The organism is Paenibacillus sp. NRS-1782 (assembly GCF_050467685.1).
Lineage (GTDB): Bacteria > Bacillota > Bacilli > Paenibacillales > Paenibacillaceae > Paenibacillus > Paenibacillus terrae_A.
Genome location: NZ_JBITPH010000049.1, coordinates 115,871 through 133,474, shown reverse-complemented (window position 1 = coordinate 133,474; position 17,604 = coordinate 115,871). Strand labels below are relative to the sequence as shown.

Annotated in this window: 18 protein-coding genes; 12 read left to right on the top strand and 6 right to left on the bottom strand. The window is 47.0% G+C overall.

Annotated features, from left to right (window positions below; all coding sequences use genetic code 11):
* Positions 1-18: 18 nt before the first annotated feature.
* From ACIFQM_RS19375 to ACIFQM_RS19365, 3 genes are all read right to left on the bottom strand, one after another.
* Positions 19-993, bottom strand: coding sequence for a type I phosphomannose isomerase catalytic subunit (locus ACIFQM_RS19375; RefSeq protein ID WP_430040933.1), 975 nt, complete (start codon positions 991-993; stop codon positions 19-21).
* Positions 994-1,138: 145 nt separating this feature from the next.
* Positions 1,139-1,720: a class I SAM-dependent methyltransferase gene (locus tag ACIFQM_RS19370; RefSeq protein ID WP_430040934.1), complete on the bottom strand. Its 582-nt coding sequence runs from the start codon at positions 1,718-1,720 to the stop codon at positions 1,139-1,141.
* On the bottom strand, positions 1,721-2,674 hold the full coding sequence (locus ACIFQM_RS19365; protein WP_430040935.1) for a TIGR01212 family radical SAM protein: 954 nt from the start codon (positions 2,672-2,674) through the stop codon (positions 1,721-1,723).
* Between the two features lie 305 nt (positions 2,675-2,979).
* On the opposite strand from ACIFQM_RS19365, the gene ACIFQM_RS19360 reads away from it, so the two are divergent.
* Both ACIFQM_RS19360 and trmB read left to right on the top strand, forming a co-directional pair.
* Positions 2,980-3,177, top strand: a complete 198-nt coding sequence (locus ACIFQM_RS19360; RefSeq protein ID WP_430040936.1) for a hypothetical protein — start codon at positions 2,980-2,982, stop codon at positions 3,175-3,177.
* A gap of 104 nt (positions 3,178-3,281) precedes the next feature.
* On the top strand, positions 3,282-3,995 hold the full coding sequence (trmB, locus tag ACIFQM_RS19355; RefSeq protein ID WP_430040937.1) for a tRNA (guanosine(46)-N7)-methyltransferase TrmB: 714 nt from the start codon (positions 3,282-3,284) through the stop codon (positions 3,993-3,995).
* 24 nt (positions 3,996-4,019) lie between these two features.
* Here the strand turns inward: trmB and ACIFQM_RS19350 are convergent, their stop codons facing one another.
* Positions 4,020-5,153, bottom strand: coding sequence for an MGDG synthase family glycosyltransferase (locus tag ACIFQM_RS19350; protein ID WP_430041036.1), 1,134 nt, complete (start codon positions 5,151-5,153; stop codon positions 4,020-4,022).
* Between the two features lie 51 nt (positions 5,154-5,204).
* Positions 5,205-5,732 (bottom strand): phosphatase PAP2 family protein, encoded by a 528-nt coding sequence (locus ACIFQM_RS19345; protein WP_283655212.1) that lies wholly within the window; start codon positions 5,730-5,732, stop codon positions 5,205-5,207.
* 601 nt (positions 5,733-6,333) lie between these two features.
* On the opposite strand from ACIFQM_RS19345, the gene ACIFQM_RS19340 reads away from it, so the two are divergent.
* The 9 genes from ACIFQM_RS19340 to ACIFQM_RS19300 all read left to right on the top strand — a co-directional run bounded on the left by ACIFQM_RS19340 (position 6,334) and on the right by ACIFQM_RS19300 (position 14,770).
* On the top strand, positions 6,334-7,572 hold the full coding sequence (locus ACIFQM_RS19340) for a glycosyltransferase family 2 protein (protein ID WP_430040938.1): 1,239 nt from the start codon (positions 6,334-6,336) through the stop codon (positions 7,570-7,572).
* A 316-nt stretch (positions 7,573-7,888) separates the two neighbouring features.
* Complete coding sequence (gene infC / locus ACIFQM_RS19335) at positions 7,889-8,386, top strand: translation initiation factor IF-3 (protein ID WP_014280557.1); 498 nt, start codon at positions 7,889-7,891, stop codon at positions 8,384-8,386.
* A 20-nt stretch (positions 8,387-8,406) separates the two neighbouring features.
* Positions 8,407-8,607 carry a 50S ribosomal protein L35 gene (gene rpmI / locus ACIFQM_RS19330; protein ID WP_013309379.1) on the top strand — a complete coding sequence of 67 codons (201 nt, stop codon included), beginning with the start codon at positions 8,407-8,409 and terminating at the stop codon, positions 8,605-8,607.
* 53 nt (positions 8,608-8,660) lie between these two features.
* Complete coding sequence (rplT, locus tag ACIFQM_RS19325; protein WP_007429517.1) at positions 8,661-9,020, top strand: 50S ribosomal protein L20; 360 nt, start codon at positions 8,661-8,663, stop codon at positions 9,018-9,020.
* A 380-nt stretch (positions 9,021-9,400) separates the two neighbouring features.
* The gene (locus ACIFQM_RS19320; RefSeq protein WP_430040939.1) at positions 9,401-10,438 is read left to right on the top strand and encodes a BMP family lipoprotein; all 1,038 of its coding nucleotides are present in this window, start codon (positions 9,401-9,403) and stop codon (positions 10,436-10,438) included.
* 141 nt (positions 10,439-10,579) lie between these two features.
* Complete coding sequence (locus tag ACIFQM_RS19315) at positions 10,580-12,118, top strand: ABC transporter ATP-binding protein (RefSeq protein ID WP_430040940.1); 1,539 nt, start codon at positions 10,580-10,582, stop codon at positions 12,116-12,118.
* The gene (locus tag ACIFQM_RS19310; protein WP_430040941.1) at positions 12,111-13,190 is read left to right on the top strand and encodes an ABC transporter permease; all 1,080 of its coding nucleotides are present in this window, start codon (positions 12,111-12,113) and stop codon (positions 13,188-13,190) included. Before ACIFQM_RS19315 ends, ACIFQM_RS19310 begins: the two co-directional genes overlap by 8 nt.
* Before the next feature lies 1 nt (position 13,191).
* A complete protein-coding gene (locus ACIFQM_RS19305; protein ID WP_430040942.1) occupies positions 13,192-14,151 on the top strand; it encodes an ABC transporter permease in 960 nt (319 codons plus the stop codon).
* 265 nt (positions 14,152-14,416) lie between these two features.
* A complete protein-coding gene (locus ACIFQM_RS19300) occupies positions 14,417-14,770 on the top strand; it encodes a hypothetical protein (RefSeq protein ID WP_430040943.1) in 354 nt (117 codons plus the stop codon).
* 34 nt (positions 14,771-14,804) lie between these two features.
* Here the strand turns inward: ACIFQM_RS19300 and ACIFQM_RS19295 are convergent, their stop codons facing one another.
* Positions 14,805-15,245, bottom strand: coding sequence for a GNAT family N-acetyltransferase (locus ACIFQM_RS19295; RefSeq protein ID WP_430040944.1), 441 nt, complete (start codon positions 15,243-15,245; stop codon positions 14,805-14,807).
* 613 nt (positions 15,246-15,858) lie between these two features.
* Between ACIFQM_RS19295 and ilvB the strand changes: the two genes are divergently transcribed.
* A complete protein-coding gene (gene ilvB / locus ACIFQM_RS19290) occupies positions 15,859-17,604 on the top strand; it encodes a biosynthetic-type acetolactate synthase large subunit (protein ID WP_430040945.1) in 1,746 nt (581 codons plus the stop codon).

Below are 17,604 nucleotides of genomic sequence, written 5' to 3'. Positions count from 1 at the left end.
CAACACACCCTTTAAGCTTTAAGGAAGATAAGATCTAAGGACAGTCATTCCGTCATTCAGCGTGTAACCACCCAGATTAGCGGGGAGCAGGAAGCAATCTCCAGCTTTGCAGGACAGAGACGATGAATGATTGTCCCACGTTAATGTACCACTGCCTTCGCAAATCACGAGAATGGTAAAGCTGTCATCGGTTGTGGAAAGCGCCCAGCTTCCCTCTACGATACCCTTTTCCACGACAAAATAATCACAGGCTGCGAGTTGAAGCCATTCACCCGGCTGTAGACCGCCTGTCTTCATTGTTGTTGCACCAGCCCCCTCGTAAGAGGTCACATTGAGGGAATCCTCGATATGCAGCTCACGGGGCTTGCCATCCAGACCAGGACGGTTGTAGTCATATAACCGATAGGTGGTATCTGAATTTTGCTGAATTTCAGCAACAACAACGCCTGCACACAACGCATGTACGGTTCCAGCAGGGATGAAGAATGTGTCGCCTGCCTCAACAGGAACCTGACGCAAGCTGCCCAGGATGTCTCCGCTCTCAAGAGCGGTACGCAGGCTGTCCCGAGTCACGCCCTCGGTCAAACCGTAAATAATTTTGGCATCCGGTTTGGCATCAAGCACATACCACATTTCGGTTTTTCCCAGCTCTCCGGCTGGAAGTCCTGCATAATCATCTGTCGGATGCACTTGCACGGACAGATCGTCATTGCAATCCAGCAGCTTGATCAGAAGCGGAAAACGTCCGCCTTTTTCCGATACGCCCTTGGCCCCGAGCCAGTCCTGCCCGTAGGTTTCGCGAATTTCATCCAGCCCCTTGCCAGCCAGCTCGCCATTGATGACCATTGTGGTTCCATTTGGATGATCGGCAATCATCCATCCTTCCCCAATATGCCCTTCCGGCGGGGTTAAACCGAATTGCTCCAAGGCTCGTCCTCCCCAAACTCTCTCTTTGAACTCAGGTTGAAATTGCAGCGGGTATGGCTTTAGCATAATTTCTCTCCTCCATAATGAGTAATGAGTGCGACCAGAAACATGCCGCTGGGGCAATAAAACTGGGGTGAATAGCCCGTACGACGCTCAAAAAAGATATATGTAAGGCGGCTAAAAAAGCCGCTCATAACCTGAATATGCGACATTATTTCTTTTCAACCGCCACTACGTAAGGCGAAGTAGCTCGTTGTAATTGGCGGTAAATAATGCTTTGACCACTGGATACCGGGAGGGCGGAGGCCCATTGAAGGACAGCTTCGGCTTCCTCGCCGCCTCCGGCGTGCCCCGGATACAGTACGGCTGTCAGAATACCGCGTGGTTGCAGCAGATACAGTGCCGCATCAAGAGCGGCGAGTGTACTGTCGGTATGCGTAATAACAGATGGATCAGCGCCTTCGGAGGGCAAGTAGCCGAGGTTAAACATGACCGCGGCTACTTTGCCATGCAGCTTGTCGGGAACGGCTTCCCGCATCTGCTCATGACCTTGCAGTAATAGCGATACCTCCGCCAGTGAGGGGGATTCGTCTTCGTCCAGCCGACGACGAGCGAGCTGCAACGCCTCCTGCTGGATATCGAAGCCATAGACACGTCCCCGTCTTCCGGCAGCCTTAGCCAGGAACAGCGTATCCGCTCCGGTGCCGACTGTGGCATCTATAGCCGCATCGCCCGGCTGGACTCGCGCAGCTACCAATTGATGAGCATAGCTCAGTACAGACAGGAAGCCCATTTAAGGCTGCCTCCAATACTTGCCTTGCCACGTTTCACGTGATTTTAGCTCATCGTCAATAGCGTTAAGCACTTCCCATTTTTTGAGCGACCACATGGGTCCCAGCAGCAAATCGCGTGGTGCATCCCCGGTCAACCGATGAACGATCATTTCGGGCGGCAAAAATTCCAGCGTATCGACGATCAGCTTGACGTATTCATCCTTTTCCAGAAAGCGAAGCAATCCGGCTTCATACTGCTTGACCATCGGCGTTTTGCGCATGAGATGCAGCAGGTGGATTTTGATGCCCTGTACATCCATAGCCGCCACTGCACGACCTGTGTCCAGCATCATTTCATGTGTTTCCTGCGGCAGTCCGTAAATAATGTGTGCGCACACACGGATATTGCGCTTGCGCAGCTTTTCCACCGCATCCAGATAGCATTGAGTGTCATGGGCGCGGTTAATCAGCTCCGAGGTGGATTCATGGACGGTTTGCAGGCCCATTTCGATCCACAGGTATGTGCGCTCGTTTAGCTCGGCAAGGTAATCTACGACATCGTCAGGCAGGCAATCGGGACGCGTAGCGATAGACAGACCGACAACACCGGGCTGCTCCAGAATGACCTCGAAGTATTCGCGCAGCTCCTCAACCGGGGCATACGTATTCGTATAGGCTTGAAAATAGCCGATATATTGGGCGTTTGGCCATTTTAGATGCTGACGGTCCCGAATCGTATTGAATTGGGTGACGAGATCGTCCCGACGGCGTCCGGCAAAGTCACCAGATCCCCGTGCGCTGCAAAAGGTGCAGCCTCCTTTGGCAATGGAACCATCCCGGTTCGGACAGGTAAAGCCTGCATCCAGCATGACTTTGAACACTTTATTTTGAAATTGCTCGCGCATTTCGTAATTCCACGTATGGAACCGTTTATCTCCCCACAGGATAGAAGCAGGCAACAAATCTGTTTTCATGGGTGTACTCCTTTTTTTTGCGATCACCCTATTGTAACAAAAATCAGTCGGAATTGGGAATCACTTGAGAGCGAAAGGCAAGAGAAAGTGCGGATTTTATTGGATTGAGGATTGAAAAAGGTTACACCATGTGTTATATTGTAAGCGGTACCAGACATACTATAAAAGGACTGTTTTCGATCCTGAAAATAAAAGTTAACCATCGGCTAATGATTATTTTTCAGGGCAGCTATGCTGCTTCTATCGCCTGCTTTAGGGTAAATGCACGTCGGTTCCATCACTAATAACCCGTGAGGTGATCTTTTATGAATACGCAGGACAAAACGCGTATGGATAAAGTTACTGTTGAGTTAACCTTTGACGAGGCACTGGCGCTGACTGGTGTCCGTTTTGGGCAAGACCGCCAGATTGGAACGGCCGCACGTCAAAAAATCAGAGCCGCTTGCCAAAAGACAATTGATTTTTTACCTGCTGATGGGGTAGACTATGAACAATTAAATTAGTTGGACCCCAATCCAAATATATTGAAAAAGGAATTTCATTTCCGTATCTTCAAGCGGGGGTGAGATTCCTTTTTCCTTGATAACAGAGTATATGGAGGAGTAACATGCGTTTACGCGGAAGAAAAGGAATACGGGAAAGTCTGGAAGAGCAACAGGACCTGGTGATCTTGGAGCCGGGACAGTATAAAGGAAAGTGGCAGCAACTTTTTGGCAATGATCGTCCGATTCATGTGGAATTCGGTATGGGCAAAGGTCGGTTCATCAGTCAAATGAGCTATCGGAATCCGGAAATCAACTATATTGGCTTTGATATGTATGATGAACTGGTGCGTCGCGCAGCGGAAAAGTCGCGACTGGCCTGGAGTGATACAGAGGTGGATACGCCGCCTAATATCAAATTGGCGCTGGCGAACATTGAACAGATTGAAAATGTTTTTGAACCTGGGGAAATTGAACGCATTTATTTAAATTTTAGCGATCCGTGGCCTAAAGCCAAGCATGCGCGTCGTCGCTTGACGCATCCGCGCTTTTTGGACAAGTACCGGCAACTTTTAAATAGCAAGGGGCAAATTCATTTCAAAACCGATTCAGAGACGCTGTTTGAGTTCTCGCTGAATTCGTTTGCTGATAGTGGTCTGCAAATGACGAACATATCATTGAACCTTCATCGTGATGGTATCAACGAAGAGCATGTCATGACTGAGTATGAGCATAAATTTATGGGCAAAGGCATGAACATCCATCGTGTCGAGGTGTTGATTGGCAAATATGCATTGGAAGAGTATGAAAAAATGCGTCTTGAGAAGTATGGGAAATAAATAAAAAAACAGGGTGCTTCCTTTTTAGGAAAGCACCCTGTTTGGTTCCAGTATATCCAAAATACTCTGTGCACTCTGAAGAGGATAATATCGCGCTACATTATGAACGTGATCCTGTCGCTTGCGAACGATTTCCGGAAATTCGTGTAACAGCCGGTTCATCCATTTAACGACAACATCCAGCGAAGTAATCGGTTCTCCGAAGCCTTGAGCCGTAAAGTATTGACAATTTTCTTCTTCCTGTCCGGGGAGAGGTTTGTGAAACAACATCGGAATCCCTTTTGCCAGCCCCTCGGTGCATGTCATTCCGCCGGGCTTGGTAATGAGCAGATTCGATACCTCCATTAATTTGTCGATTTCCCGCGTAAATCCGAAAATTTGAATGTTCGGATGATTGAAGAGGGAATCCAGCTGCATTTTACGACGAATTTTATCATTATGACCCAGACAAAAAATAAATTGAATGTTTTCTCTCCAGTGTGTAAGCGAGCGATGGATGACTTCGTCGTTCATCAGACCCCAGCCGCCGCCCATAACGAGTACGGTGGGAATCGGCTTAAGACCGAATTGGTCCCGTATTTCGTCGTGCCCCGGATGTTCCCAGAAATTCGGATGAACCGGAATACCCGTTACTTGAATTTTCGACATAGGCACTCCGCGTGTGCGCAGCTTACGCATGACTTCAGGCGTAGAAACAAAGTACCGATCCACCTCGGGACTGATCCACGTTCCATGAGCATCGTAGTCTGTAATGACGGTACAGAGTGGAACATGTACACCCAAGCGCTTCAAACGTGAAATCACTGCACTTGGGATGGGATGAGTGCATACCACCAAATCAGGACGAAGCTGCCGAAGAATGTTTCGGGTCTGTGTGTAGAACAGACGGTGCAAAGCGAGCGTTGTAAGACGGTTTAATGATTTTTTATACTGATGACGGTAAACCATTCCGATCAGGCGAGGCTGCGATATGACAGTCTTCTTATACGCTGTAATAATGAGTGGAGCCATTCTCGGATTCAAAAAGCTCCCTAATTCCAGCACTCTGGTCTGCACATTCGGAGAAAGCTTGCGCAAGCTGCTTGAGAGCGCGTACGCAGCTTGAGTATGTCCGGCACCGAAACCTTCCGATAATAATAACACTCGTTTTTTAGCCACTCTCATTTCACCTGTTCCTGCTGGGATGTTCTCAATCATACCATATCGGCTTTAAGGCCAGAATGCAACCGTTCCTATTGCTGCTGATGTGCCGATGACCGCCCCTGCGAGTACGTCCGTAGGATAGTGGAGCCCCAGGTAAATTCGGGAAAAACCCACAATCAGCGCGACGGGCAGCAATAGCAGTATTAGCATGGGGGACTGTAGCATAAAAGGAACGGTTACTGAAAAAATAGCGGTTGTATGCCCGGAAGGAAAAGAATGATCGGACAAGGGATTACGGAACGTATTCGTATCTGGCAGTGCCAGGTACGGACGAATCCGCGGGTACAGCTTTTTGGCGATGGCTACAGGGATGTGGCTGACTCCAAGCGCGATGGCCCCCTTCATACCGGATTCCTTCCATGGAAGCGGAGCGAGCAGCCATACAAGCAGTGTAGAGGTGATTGTAAAGGTCGCTCCCCCCAGATGTGTAAGATAATAAAGCCAGAAGTTCAAAAAACGATTGTGTAAGCGTCCGTTGATCCATTTGAACAACTGCTGCTCCAAATTTACAAGTTTTACGACTAGACGTTGCATTTGGTTTCCTCCGGTTGCCGTGCCGGGTTGGTCGGCAAATATTTTGAATCACTTGGACAGAATCAGGTGATAAGTCATTATTCTCTTACTCTCATCATATTTTTAAACGCTGCTCATTTCAAGAATTACAACTTATCTGGTTCAATTCTACAGAAAAATGTTAATGGAGTATAAGTTGAATTGTATAACTTTCTTTGCGTTCATTCGTCTAATACGATAGAGTATTTAGAAGTGGCTGTTAAATGGACCACAAATAAGGAGGGACTAAAGAAATAAAAAGTTAGCAAATGGATGAAAATAAGACCTACCGTCATGTATGAAAGGATCAGCGTCGTATTCCTGGTTCAAACGGGAGTTTGTCGTGTTTTTTTGCTGCTGAGAACGGTTTATAGGCTTTGACAAAAGATTGAAAACCAACGAAAATCGTAATGGCGTTCCTGTGTCAGCCAAAAGGGGACTGCGCACAGTCAATGAGAAAAGCAAGGGTCGGGTCAAAAACTACAAAAAAAGGCGCCCAAAACGCCGCAACTTGCGCTACAGAGATAGAAAACAAACAAACGCAAGATTTTTAAGGGGTATAAAAAGGGGGTAACAAGAGATTATGTTAGACGCCATTTTTGTGACGCTCCAGATTATTCTGGCGCTGATCGCGGTCTATCAGTTTGGATTCTCCTTGTTCGGTCTGGTTCGCAAAAAAAGAAAAGAGCATGCGGCTCCGGAAAAATCATTTGCCATTTTGGTCGCTGCCCACAACGAGGAACAGGTTGTTGGAGCATTGATGGAGAACTTGAAGCAGCTTGATTATCCTAAGGAACTGTACGATGTATTCGTTATTTGTGATAACTGTACGGACAAGACGGCGGATATCGTTCGCGCACACGGCATGAATGCTTGTGAACGTACGAATCCGAATTTGCGTGGTAAAGGCTACGCCATTGAGTGGATGCTCAAGGAATTGTGGGCATTGCCACGTCAATATGATGCGATTGTCATGTTCGATGCTGACAATTTGGCACATACGAATTTCTTAAGTGAAATGAACAACGACTTGTGCACAGGTGCCCGTGTTATCCAGGGGTACATTGATACGAAGAATCCTGAGGATTCATGGATTACTGCGGCATACGGAGTATCTTACTGGTACATCAACCGTCTGTGGCAGCTGTCACGTCACAACCTGAACATGGCTAACTTCCTTGGTGGTACAGGCATGTGTTTTGAAACGAACCTGCTCAAGGAAATGGGCTGGGGCGCGACGAGTCTGGTAGAGGATCTGGAGTTTACCATGCGCTGTACGCAACGCAATGTATATCCAAGATTCAATTATGATGCCAAGGTATATGACGAGAAGCCGTTGACTTTTAAAGCTTCCTCCAGACAACGTCTGCGCTGGATGCAGGGTCACTTTACAGTCGCTCGCCGTTATTTCTTCCCACTGATGTGGCAGAGCATCAAGCATAGAAGTCTGATTAAATTCGATATGGCTCTCTATGGTCTGAATGTGTATATCGTACTGTTTACTTTCTTGATGACAGCAGCGATGTGGGTGGATATTGCGTTCTTCGGGGGACCTAACATTGAAAATATCTATGTGCAATTTCCGGCCTGGACCGGTGTTATAGCAGTTGGGTTGAACATTTCAACCTTTGTGATTGCGATGATTCTGGAGAAGGTCACGTTCAAAAAAGTGTATCTTTATTTGCTGCTGTTCCCTGTCTATCTGATTTCGTGGTATCCGATTACGTTCTATGCGTTCTTCACGCAAAACAACAAGCAATGGAGCCACACCCAGCATACGCGTGTCGTTAGGCTGGAAGAAGTTCAAAGTAAGCAGGGCTAAGTGCAGAAGGACATGAGTGTATCGCAGCTCCTAAGTGGCAACTGCTTTGAATAAATGTGTTGACACTCTGATGAGTTGCGTGATAAGATGTTCGAGTATGTTAATTGAAAAGTATGGATTATAAGTAGAAGGTCCGACTTCTCACCTGTCCGGTATTGCCGGCTGGTCTTGATCCAATGATTTGTGAATTTAACTTTCATGATGAATTGAGTATCAGACAGGGATGTCGGCTGCATAGTCGTCATCCCTTTTTTGTGCTTTAACACAATACAACAATAACAGGTTCTGGAGGTGGAGGGTTATTAGTAAGGAACATATGATCAATGATGAGATTCGAGTGAGAGAAGTACGTCTGGTTGGTGCTAACGGGGAACAAATCGGGATTACACCGACTCGTGAAGCTCTGCAAATGGCGATTGACGCAAACTTGGATCTCGTGAACGTGGCGCCTCAAGCGAAGCCGCCCGTGTGTCGGATTATGGATTACGGAAAATTCCGCTATGAGCAACAGAAGAAGGAAAAGGAAGCCCGTAAAAACCAGAAGATCGTTGACATCAAAGAGGTATGGTTCCGTTCCAACATCGAGGAGCATGACTACCAGACCAAGTTTCGCAATGTGGTTAAGTTCCTGAATGAAGGGGACAAGGTGAAATGCTCCGTTCGTTTCCGCGGTCGGGAAATTACCCATGCTAATGTGGGTCAAAAAATTCTCGAGCGTGTGAAAGTGGAAGTTGCTGATCTTTGTACCGTGGAGCGCCAACCCAAGCTCGAAGGACGCAGCATGATTATGATATTGGCTCCAAAGAGTCAATGACAAATTAAGGAGGAAGTTCAATGCCTAAAATGAAAACACATAGTAGCCTTAAAGGCCGCTTCAAGATTACCGGTACTGGTAAAGTAATGCGTTACAAAGCTTACAAAAACCACTTGCTTTCCCACAAATCCAAACGTGCAAAACGCGTTCTGGGTACTAACCCTGAGATGGCACCTGGGGACGTTAAGCGTCTGAAACAAGGTCTTGCTAACCTGAAATAGCACACAGCACGGCAATGAATTAAGCATAAACATTATTTGGGAGGTCTTTTGATATGGCAAGAGTAAAGGGCGGATTCGTCGTTCGTCGTCGTCATAAAAAAGTATTGAAGCTTGCTAAAGGTTATTTTGGTTCCAAACACCGCATTTTTAAAACAGCTAACGAGCAGGTAATGAAATCGCTTGTTTACGCATACCGTGACCGTCGTCAGACGAAACGTAACTTCCGCAGACTGTGGATCGTGCGTATCAATGCAGCAGCTCGTTTGAACGGTTTGTCTTACAGCAAACTGATGCACGGCCTGAAATTGGCTGGTGTGGACATTAACCGCAAAATCCTGGCTGATCTTGCAGTCAACGATATCAATGCGTTCAACTCTTTGGCAACTGTTGCTAAAGGCAAAATCAACGCTTAATTATTGAAATGAAGACGTTGAAACCGCGAAAGTGGTTGAAAAGGTATCCCGAGCAGTATGCTGTGTAGGGATGCCTTTTTTTGTACATACTTAACGAAATGAAAAAAGTTCAAATCATTCAAAATACGAATAAACATGACGCATGATGACAGAATGTATGGATTTTTCAATAGGTGTAGCGCTTACATTAATCAATTTTCAAAAAAAATTGACCCAAGGTTATTAATCATCTGGATTTTAGGCGATCATAATTGTATAATCTCTAAAGTAAGTCTTCTATAGGATCTGTCTCGACAGTAAATGGCATGTATGACGACGTGTCCATTTTCAGAAAAAAGAGACAGTCCAGGGATCTAACACTAAGGGGGAACAGTATCAGCATGAAGAAAATGTTCAGTATGTCTTTGGTTATGCTGCTAGCGATCTCGGTCATTCTCGCAGGCTGCGGTAGCAAAAATCAAGGCGCGTCCAACGCAAGCGGCGGAGATACAGGTGGTTCTGCCAAAACATCGAATGTCCAAATTGGCATGGTTACAGATGTAGGTGGCGTAAATGACAAATCGTTTAACCAATCTGCATGGGAAGCATTGCAAGCCATTGAAAAAGAAACAGGTACCAAGGCTAAATACCTGCAAAGTAAATCGGATCAAGATTATATTCCTAACCTGAACCAATTTGTTAAGGGTGGTTTTAACCTGACTTGGGGTATTGGTTTTAATCTGGCAAATGCGATTGGACAAGTAGCGAAAGACAACCCGGACAAAAATCTGGCGATCATCGACAGTGTCGTAGATGTGCCTAATGTAAAATCGGTTGTTTTTGCTGAAAATGAAGGTTCCTTCCTGGTGGGGGTTGTAGCTGGTAAACTCACCAAAACAAACAAAATCGGTTTTGTGGGTGGACAAGATAGCCCGCTGATCAAACGTTTTGAAAAAGGCTTCGAAGCGGGTATTAAAGCAGTAAATCCAAATGCAAAATTGGAAGTAAACTACACAGGTGCGTTTGATAAGCCGGATCTGGGTAAAGCAGCTGCTGCAACGATCTACAACAGCGGTGCGGACATTATTTTTCACGCAGCTGGCGGATCAGGTACAGGCGTATTTAACGAAGCGCTCGCACGGAAGCAACAAGGTCAGCAAGTATGGGTTATCGGTGTAGATAAAGACCAATCGCTTGAGTTTGGTGATGACGTAACGTTGACTTCAATGGTCAAACGTGTGGATGAAGCCGTAAAACGCGTATCCAAGGAAGTTATCGACGGTAAATTTAAGGGCGGAATCGAAACGCTGGCTCTGAAAGATAACGGAATTGGCTTGGCAGATACATCCAGTAAAAACGTTCCTAAAGACGTGCTTGATCTCGTAGAACAATACAAGCAAAAAATTATTAAGGGCGAAATTACAGTTCCTTCGAAATAAGATTTGGCTTGCAAGATGAATAAAGGTGGCGACAAGGCTGGTTCACAAGACTAGCCTTGTTCTTACGTCTGGAGTTATACAGATCATAACGGTAAATCAGCTCATTAGAGCACATACTATAAAGTATATAAGGGTGATCTCATGGATGCAGCGACCCCCGTCGTTGAGTTAAAGCAAATTACAAAACGATTCCCCGGCATCGTTGCCAACGACTCCATCAGCATCAAGCTGCATAAGGGAGAAATTCATGCCCTTTTGGGTGAGAATGGTGCGGGTAAATCTACGCTTATGAATATTCTTTTCGGACTGTATCAGCCGGATGAAGGATCGATAGAAATCGGTGGAAAACCAGTACAGATTGCTAGCCCCAATAAGGCGATTGATTTGGGGATTGGCATGGTGCATCAGCATTTTAAGCTCGTGCAGCCGTTTACTGTCACCGAAAATATTGTCCTGGGCTCGGAGCCACGCAAAGGTCTGAAAATCAATTATAAAAAGGCTGCCGCCGAAGTACAGCGATTGTCTGAGCAGTATGGCCTTCAGGTGAATCCGAATGCCAAAATAGAAGATATATCTGTCGGTATGCAGCAACGTGTGGAAATTATAAAAACGCTTTATCGTGGCGCAGATATCCTGATCTTTGACGAGCCGACAGCGGTACTGACTCCACAGGAAATTATTGAGCTGCTGGACATTATGAAGCGTCTGGTAGCTGAAGGCAAGTCGATTATTCTGATCACTCATAAACTTAAAGAAATCATGCAAATTGCAGATACAGTTACGATTATTCGCCGGGGTCAGGTTATTAACACGGTCAAGACATCGGAAACGACGCCGAATGATCTGGCGGAGAAAATGGTAGGTCGCCGTGTGTCCTTTAAAGTGGACAAGCAGGCTGCCCAGCCGGGACAAACCGTGCTGGAAATGAGCCAAGTGGTCTCTAAAAACAAGGATGGCATTAGTGTTCTCAATGAGCTGAACCTGCAAGTCAAGGCAGGTGAGATTTTAGGAATCGCCGGAGTGGATGGCAATGGACAGAGTGAGCTGATTGAAGCTTTGACTGGTCTACGTAAGGTCGATGGCGGACACATCCGATTGCTCGGACAAGAAATGACGAATCAGTCGCCACGTAAAATTTCAGAGGCAGGCGTTTCGCATATCCCGGAGGATCGGCATAAGCACGGGTTGGTACTTGATTTTTCCATGAGCGAAAACATGGTTCTGGAGACGTACTATCAGGCTCCTTACAGTAAAAACGGCTTTTTGAACAAAGAGGCTATTGATAAGCAGGCGAAAAGTCTCATTGAGAAATTTGATGTGAGAACACCGGATATTCATACCAAGGCAAGAGCGTTATCCGGCGGTAATCAGCAAAAGGCAATCATTGCGCGTGAAATCGATAAAAACCCAGACCTGCTCATTGCGGCCCAGCCTACACGTGGGTTGGATGTTGGAGCGATTGAGTTTGTCCAGAAACAACTGATTGCCCAGCGGGATCAAGGCAAAGCAGTATTGCTCATTTCCTTTGAGTTGGATGAAATTATGAATGTATCCGACCGAATTGCTGTCATGTATGAAGGCAAGATTGTCGGGGAAGTGCTGCCGGAAGAAACGAATGATCAGGAATTGGGATTGATGATGGCCGGAAGTGCAGTGAAGAAAGGAGTAGAGAATGGCTAACCTATTGAAAATATTTACAAAAGACTCCTTTGTTCTGGCGCTGGTCTCTATTATTTTGGGGCTTCTTCTGGGGGCTGTCGTGATGCTGATTGGCGGCTACGATCCCATTGTTGCATATTCTGCACTATTTAGCCGTGTGTACGGAGACTCATACAACTTTGGTGAGGCTATCCGTGAAATGACTCCACTGATTTTGACAGGATTGGCATTTGCTTTTGCGGCTCGTGCCGGATTGTTTAATATCGGCGGTGAAGGTCAATTTCTGGTGGGTATGACGGCTGCTTCGATTGTGGGCATCAAGCTGCATGGACTGCCTGCTATTATACATGCGCCGCTGGCGATCATTGCCGGGGCGGTATTCGGGGGTCTATGGGCTGCAATTGCTGGCTATTTGAAGGCCAAGCGTGGCGTTAATGAGGTTATCACCTGTATTATGATGAACTGGATTGGTCTGTATTTGGCTAACCTGGTGATTAACCAGTTCGCACTCATGGAAGGTGAAAATCGTTCCGTGGATATTCTGCCTTCCGCTTCGATTTCGATTGAATGGCTGTCACAGATGATGGGAAATGCCCGGGTTCATTGGGGAACCGTCATTGCTGTGCTGGCAGCAGTGTTTTTCTATATTTTCTTGTGGAAAACCAAACAAGGCTACGAGTTGCGTGCTGTCGGATTTAATCAGGACGCATCCCGCTATGCAGGTATGAGTGTGAATCGCAATATCGTAAAAGCGATGTTCATTAGTGGTGTTTTTGCCGGCTTGGCGGGTGCCTTTGAAGTGCTGGGTGTATTCCATTATCAATCCGTCATGGCAGGATCGCCGGGAACCGGCTTTGATGGTATCGCGGTAGCGCTCATTGGGATGAATAATCCGTTTGGTGTGCTGCTGGGCTCTGTTTTGTTCGGAACGCTCACGTATGGTTCTGCGGGGATGAGCTTTAGCGCGGATGTGCCGCCCGAAATTATTCGGATTGTCATCGGCTCGATTATTTTCTTTATTGCAGCCCAGGGAATTGTACGTTGGGTTGTAAAGCCGCTCTACTCCAAGCGGAAGAAAGAGAAGGTGTTGTAAAATGAGTTGGTTAACACTTGGTGAATTAATCCATACAACGCTCGTTTTTGCGACAGCGATTATATTTGCGTCTCTCGGCGGAGTTTTTTCGGAAAAATCCGGTGTAACGAACCTCGGTCTGGAAGGTCTTATGGTGTTCGGGGCGTTTGCAGCGGGTGTAGGCGGATTTTATGCGGAACAAGCAGGACTGGGGGGAACCTCTGCGGCTTGGGTAGGTGTGCTGTCGGCGGCGGTATTCGGTATTCTGGTTTCGTTGATTCATGCTGTAGCCTCAATTACGTTTAAAGCCGATCAGGTCATTAGCGGGATTGTTATCAACTTTTTGGCGGCAGGCAGTACGCTATACATGGTTAAGCTTTTATTTGAGGGTGATGGCGATACTGGGCGAATTCAGGGGTTTAGCGAAATATCCATTCCCTATCTAGTAGATATTCCGATTTTGGGAAAAGCCTTTTTCCAAGCCTATCCGACGACCTATTTGGCCATATTATTAGTCATTATTGGATATTTTACATTGTATAAAACGCCGTTCGGCTTGCGGTTGCGTTCTGTGGGTGAGCATCCAGGCGCTGCGGATACCGTTGGTATCAAGGTAAATCGGCTGCGTTATATCGGGGTCATGATCAGCGGTGCGTTGGCTGGTATTGGCGGAGCTACGATCACCTTGACGACGACAAATATGTTTTCGCATAATACGGTATCCGGTCAAGGATATATTGCCATTGCCGCTATGATTTTCGGAAAATGGAATCCGCTCGGCGCTTTTGGCGCAGCTGTGTTTTTTGGCTTTTCTCAGGCCATTCGCAACTATGTGCAGTTGTTCGCATGGTCGCAAAGTATTCCCCAGGAAATTATTTTTATGCTGCCGTATCTCCTGACGATTATTGTTCTGGTAGTGGCTGTAGGGCGTTCGCGTGCTCCGGCTGCTTTGGGTCAGCTCTATGATCCAAGCAATCGCTAATAGTATATGGGCAGCTAAACACTGTTTGTATTGAAATCTGAAAATTGTATTTGTTCGCAAATCCGGTATCTGCATTCGCAGGTACCGGATTTTTTTAGGTTGTGCAGGCATTTAAACATACGCTTCTGGCATGGATGGAATAGACTGTGTTATGCAGATTGGACGACGCTCGGCCCCTGTCAGCTCCAGTCTGTTTTGTGGTGGCGGTGAGCTATCAAGGAGCCATTCAATCTGTCCATTCGTTGAGAAAGAAGGAGGAAATACGATGAAACAGGCAGTAACCAGAAAGCAGGTGGAGAAGCTTGTCGGTAAAGTCATTCTGGCTACTCGCAAGGATGGTTCCCAAGTCAGCGGCAAGCTGATTCGCATTTCGGGTAACCGACTGATTCTTCAGCCAAACCGTAAGAAAAAAGTAAAGACGAAGGCAATTATTCCCCTGGTGCTGTTTGACTTGCTTGCCATCGGCACGGCTCCTTACATTGGTGCATATGGCGGTTACGGAGCAGGTTATGGGGGACCAGGATATGGCGGTCCGGGATACGGTGCCCCTCAGTACGGCCCATATACAGATGGGGGATACCCCGGATCAGGTTATCCGTCTTACCCCAATGTATTCTAGGCTAATGGGATTATGAGATGTAGAAGGTACATTTTCACAATGCCTTTTCAAGTTCATGGCATCGGCTCAGGGAGACGTATCGTAGCATTTGGTACTGGTTGCGCAGATAAAAGCGGATTCCACGGATATTGTCTTCGTCTACCATGACTTTTGCTCGCTTGCAGCGTCGTAGACGTCCGTATTGCTCGGCATGCTCCAGCAGTTTTTTTCCGTAGCGCTGGCCTTGATAAGACGAAGAGATTGCGATCAAATCAATATATAGCAGCTCTCCATGCAGCATAACATGAATGAAGCCGACAGGCTTCGCATTATCTGGCCTGCAAGCGACAAAAGTGATGCCCCGGTTTAAGCGCCGGGGTAATTCTTTACGAATTTGGTCCATTTCTTGTGCGCTTAAATGCGATAGGGGAACAAGCTCTTGCTCAATCAGGCGAAGGATCATGCTGTCATCCTGGGCGCTGCGTTTGCGGATCATAAGCGGGCCTCCTTTTCCACCCTTTTAGCAGGCAAGACGCAGCTTTGGAGGTGCGCACAGTCTCGCCGTGTGGTCTTTTTTATAATATGCGGATACCTCTTGCAAGCGTGCGATTCAGAGGTACCCCGGAGAAAAAACATAAATTTTTATGAAATCTGGGTATTGACTATCCTAGATGGGGGACATATAATGTGTCTAAACATTTGAAAGAATGACATGAACTCAACGGCAATGAAAAGGACGAAGTGATTAGGGCTCTTTTGTTCAGAGAGTGAGGCATTAGCTGCAAGCTTCACCAAAATCCCTTTTTAACGAGCTCACCTTGGAGCTGTTTTCCTGAAAAGTATTTGGGCCCGATGATATTTAGCGGTGCGCTGAATCACCTATTAGGGAAAATCGTACGGTCTACGTTACAGACGCCAGATATGGAGATCCCTTGTGATTTCTGTACCTGCCAAGGTTCGATATTGCGAAATATCGGGCAAATACGGGTGGTACCACGGAAGCTATAGCCTTTCGTCCCTCAGTAACAGCAAGTCTGTTCTAGGGATGGAAGGTTTTTTTGTTTTTACAAATGTCAGATGTATGTAAATTTTGTAAAGGAGGATGACCAATGAGTGCACAAATTCCTGAAGTTCGGTCAACCGATGAATTACGTGAAAAGTGGATGAAACCTGAAGTGATTACAGGTTCGGAAATTTTGCTCCGTAGCCTGTTGCTGGAGGGAGTAGATTGTGTCTTCGGATACCCCGGTGGTGCAGTGCTTTACATTTATGATGCCATGTACGGCTTTGAGGATTTCAAGCATGTCCTCACCCGTCACGAGCAAGGAGCCATTCATGCGGCGGATGGTTACGCACGTGCCAGCGGTAAAGTGGGCGTCTGTATCGCGACTTCCGGACCTGGAGCAACTAATCTGGTAACTGGTATTGCGACGGCCTTTATGGATTCGGTGCCGTTAGTGGTCATCACAGGCAACGTTATATCCTCTCTAATCGGCACAGATGCTTTTCAGGAAGCCGATATTACGGGAATCACGATGCCGATTACGAAGCACAGCTATCTGGTAAGAGATGTAGAGGATCTGCCGCGAATCATTCATGAGGCATTCCATATTGCCAACACGGGTCGCAAGGGTCCGGTACTGATTGATATTCCGAAGGATATATCGGCAGCCCAAACGCTATTTGTTCCGCAAACGGGACCTGTGACCATGCGAGGTTATAACCCGAAGGTATTGCCAAACAAAATACAGCTAGACAAGCTGACTCAGGCTATTGCTGAAGCAAAACGCCCATTTATTCTGGCAGGTGGCGGGGTTGTATACTCCGGCGGACACGAGGCACTTTACGAGTTTGTTCGCAAAACGGAAATTCCGATTACGACAACATTGCTGGGATTGGGCGGTTTCCCAAGTGGTCATGAATTGTGGACGGGAATGCCGGGGATGCACGGAACGTACACCTCCAATCTGGCGATTCAACAGTCGGATTTGCTAATCTGTATCGGTGCCCGCTTTGATGACCGGGTGACAGGCAAGCTGGACGGCTTTGCTCCTCACGCCAAAATCGTTCATATTGATATTGATCCTGCTGAAATCGGCAAAAACGTACCGACAGATATTCCGATTGTAGGGGATGTGAAGGCGGTACTGGAATTGCTGAACCAGGATGTGAAACGTGCGAATCAAGCGGATGCGTGGAGAGCACAAATTCAACAATGGAAAAATGAGAAGCCTTATTCTTATAAGGATTCGGATACAGTGCTTAAGCCACAATGGGTTGTCGAGCTGCTGGATGAAACGACCAAAGGCGGCGCAATCGTAACGACGGACGTGGGTCAGCATCAAATGTGGGCGGCGCAGTATTATAAATTCAATCAGCCGCGCTCATGGGTAACATCCGGTGGGCTGGGGACGATGGGATTTGGTTTCCCTTCCGCGATCGGTGCTCAGATGGCAAATCCCGACAGACTGGTTATCTCGATTAACGGAGACGGCGGCATGCAGATGTGTTCGCAGGAGCTGGCCATTTGTGCAATCAATAACATCCCGGTCAAAATCGTAATTATCAACAATCAGGTGCTGGGGATGGTTCGACAATGGCAGGAATTGATCTATGACAATCGCTATAGCCATATTGATCTGGCCGGAAGCCCGGATTTTGTGAAGCTGGCTGAGGCATATGGCGTAAAAGGACTGCGTGCTACGAATAAGGAAGAGGCACGTCGGGCTTGGCAGGAGGCGCTTGATACACCCGGACCGGTCGTTGTCGAGTTTGTGGTCAGCAAGGAAGAGAATGTATATCCGATGGTGACGCAAGGTTCGACGATTGATCAAATGCTGATGGGGGACGAGTAA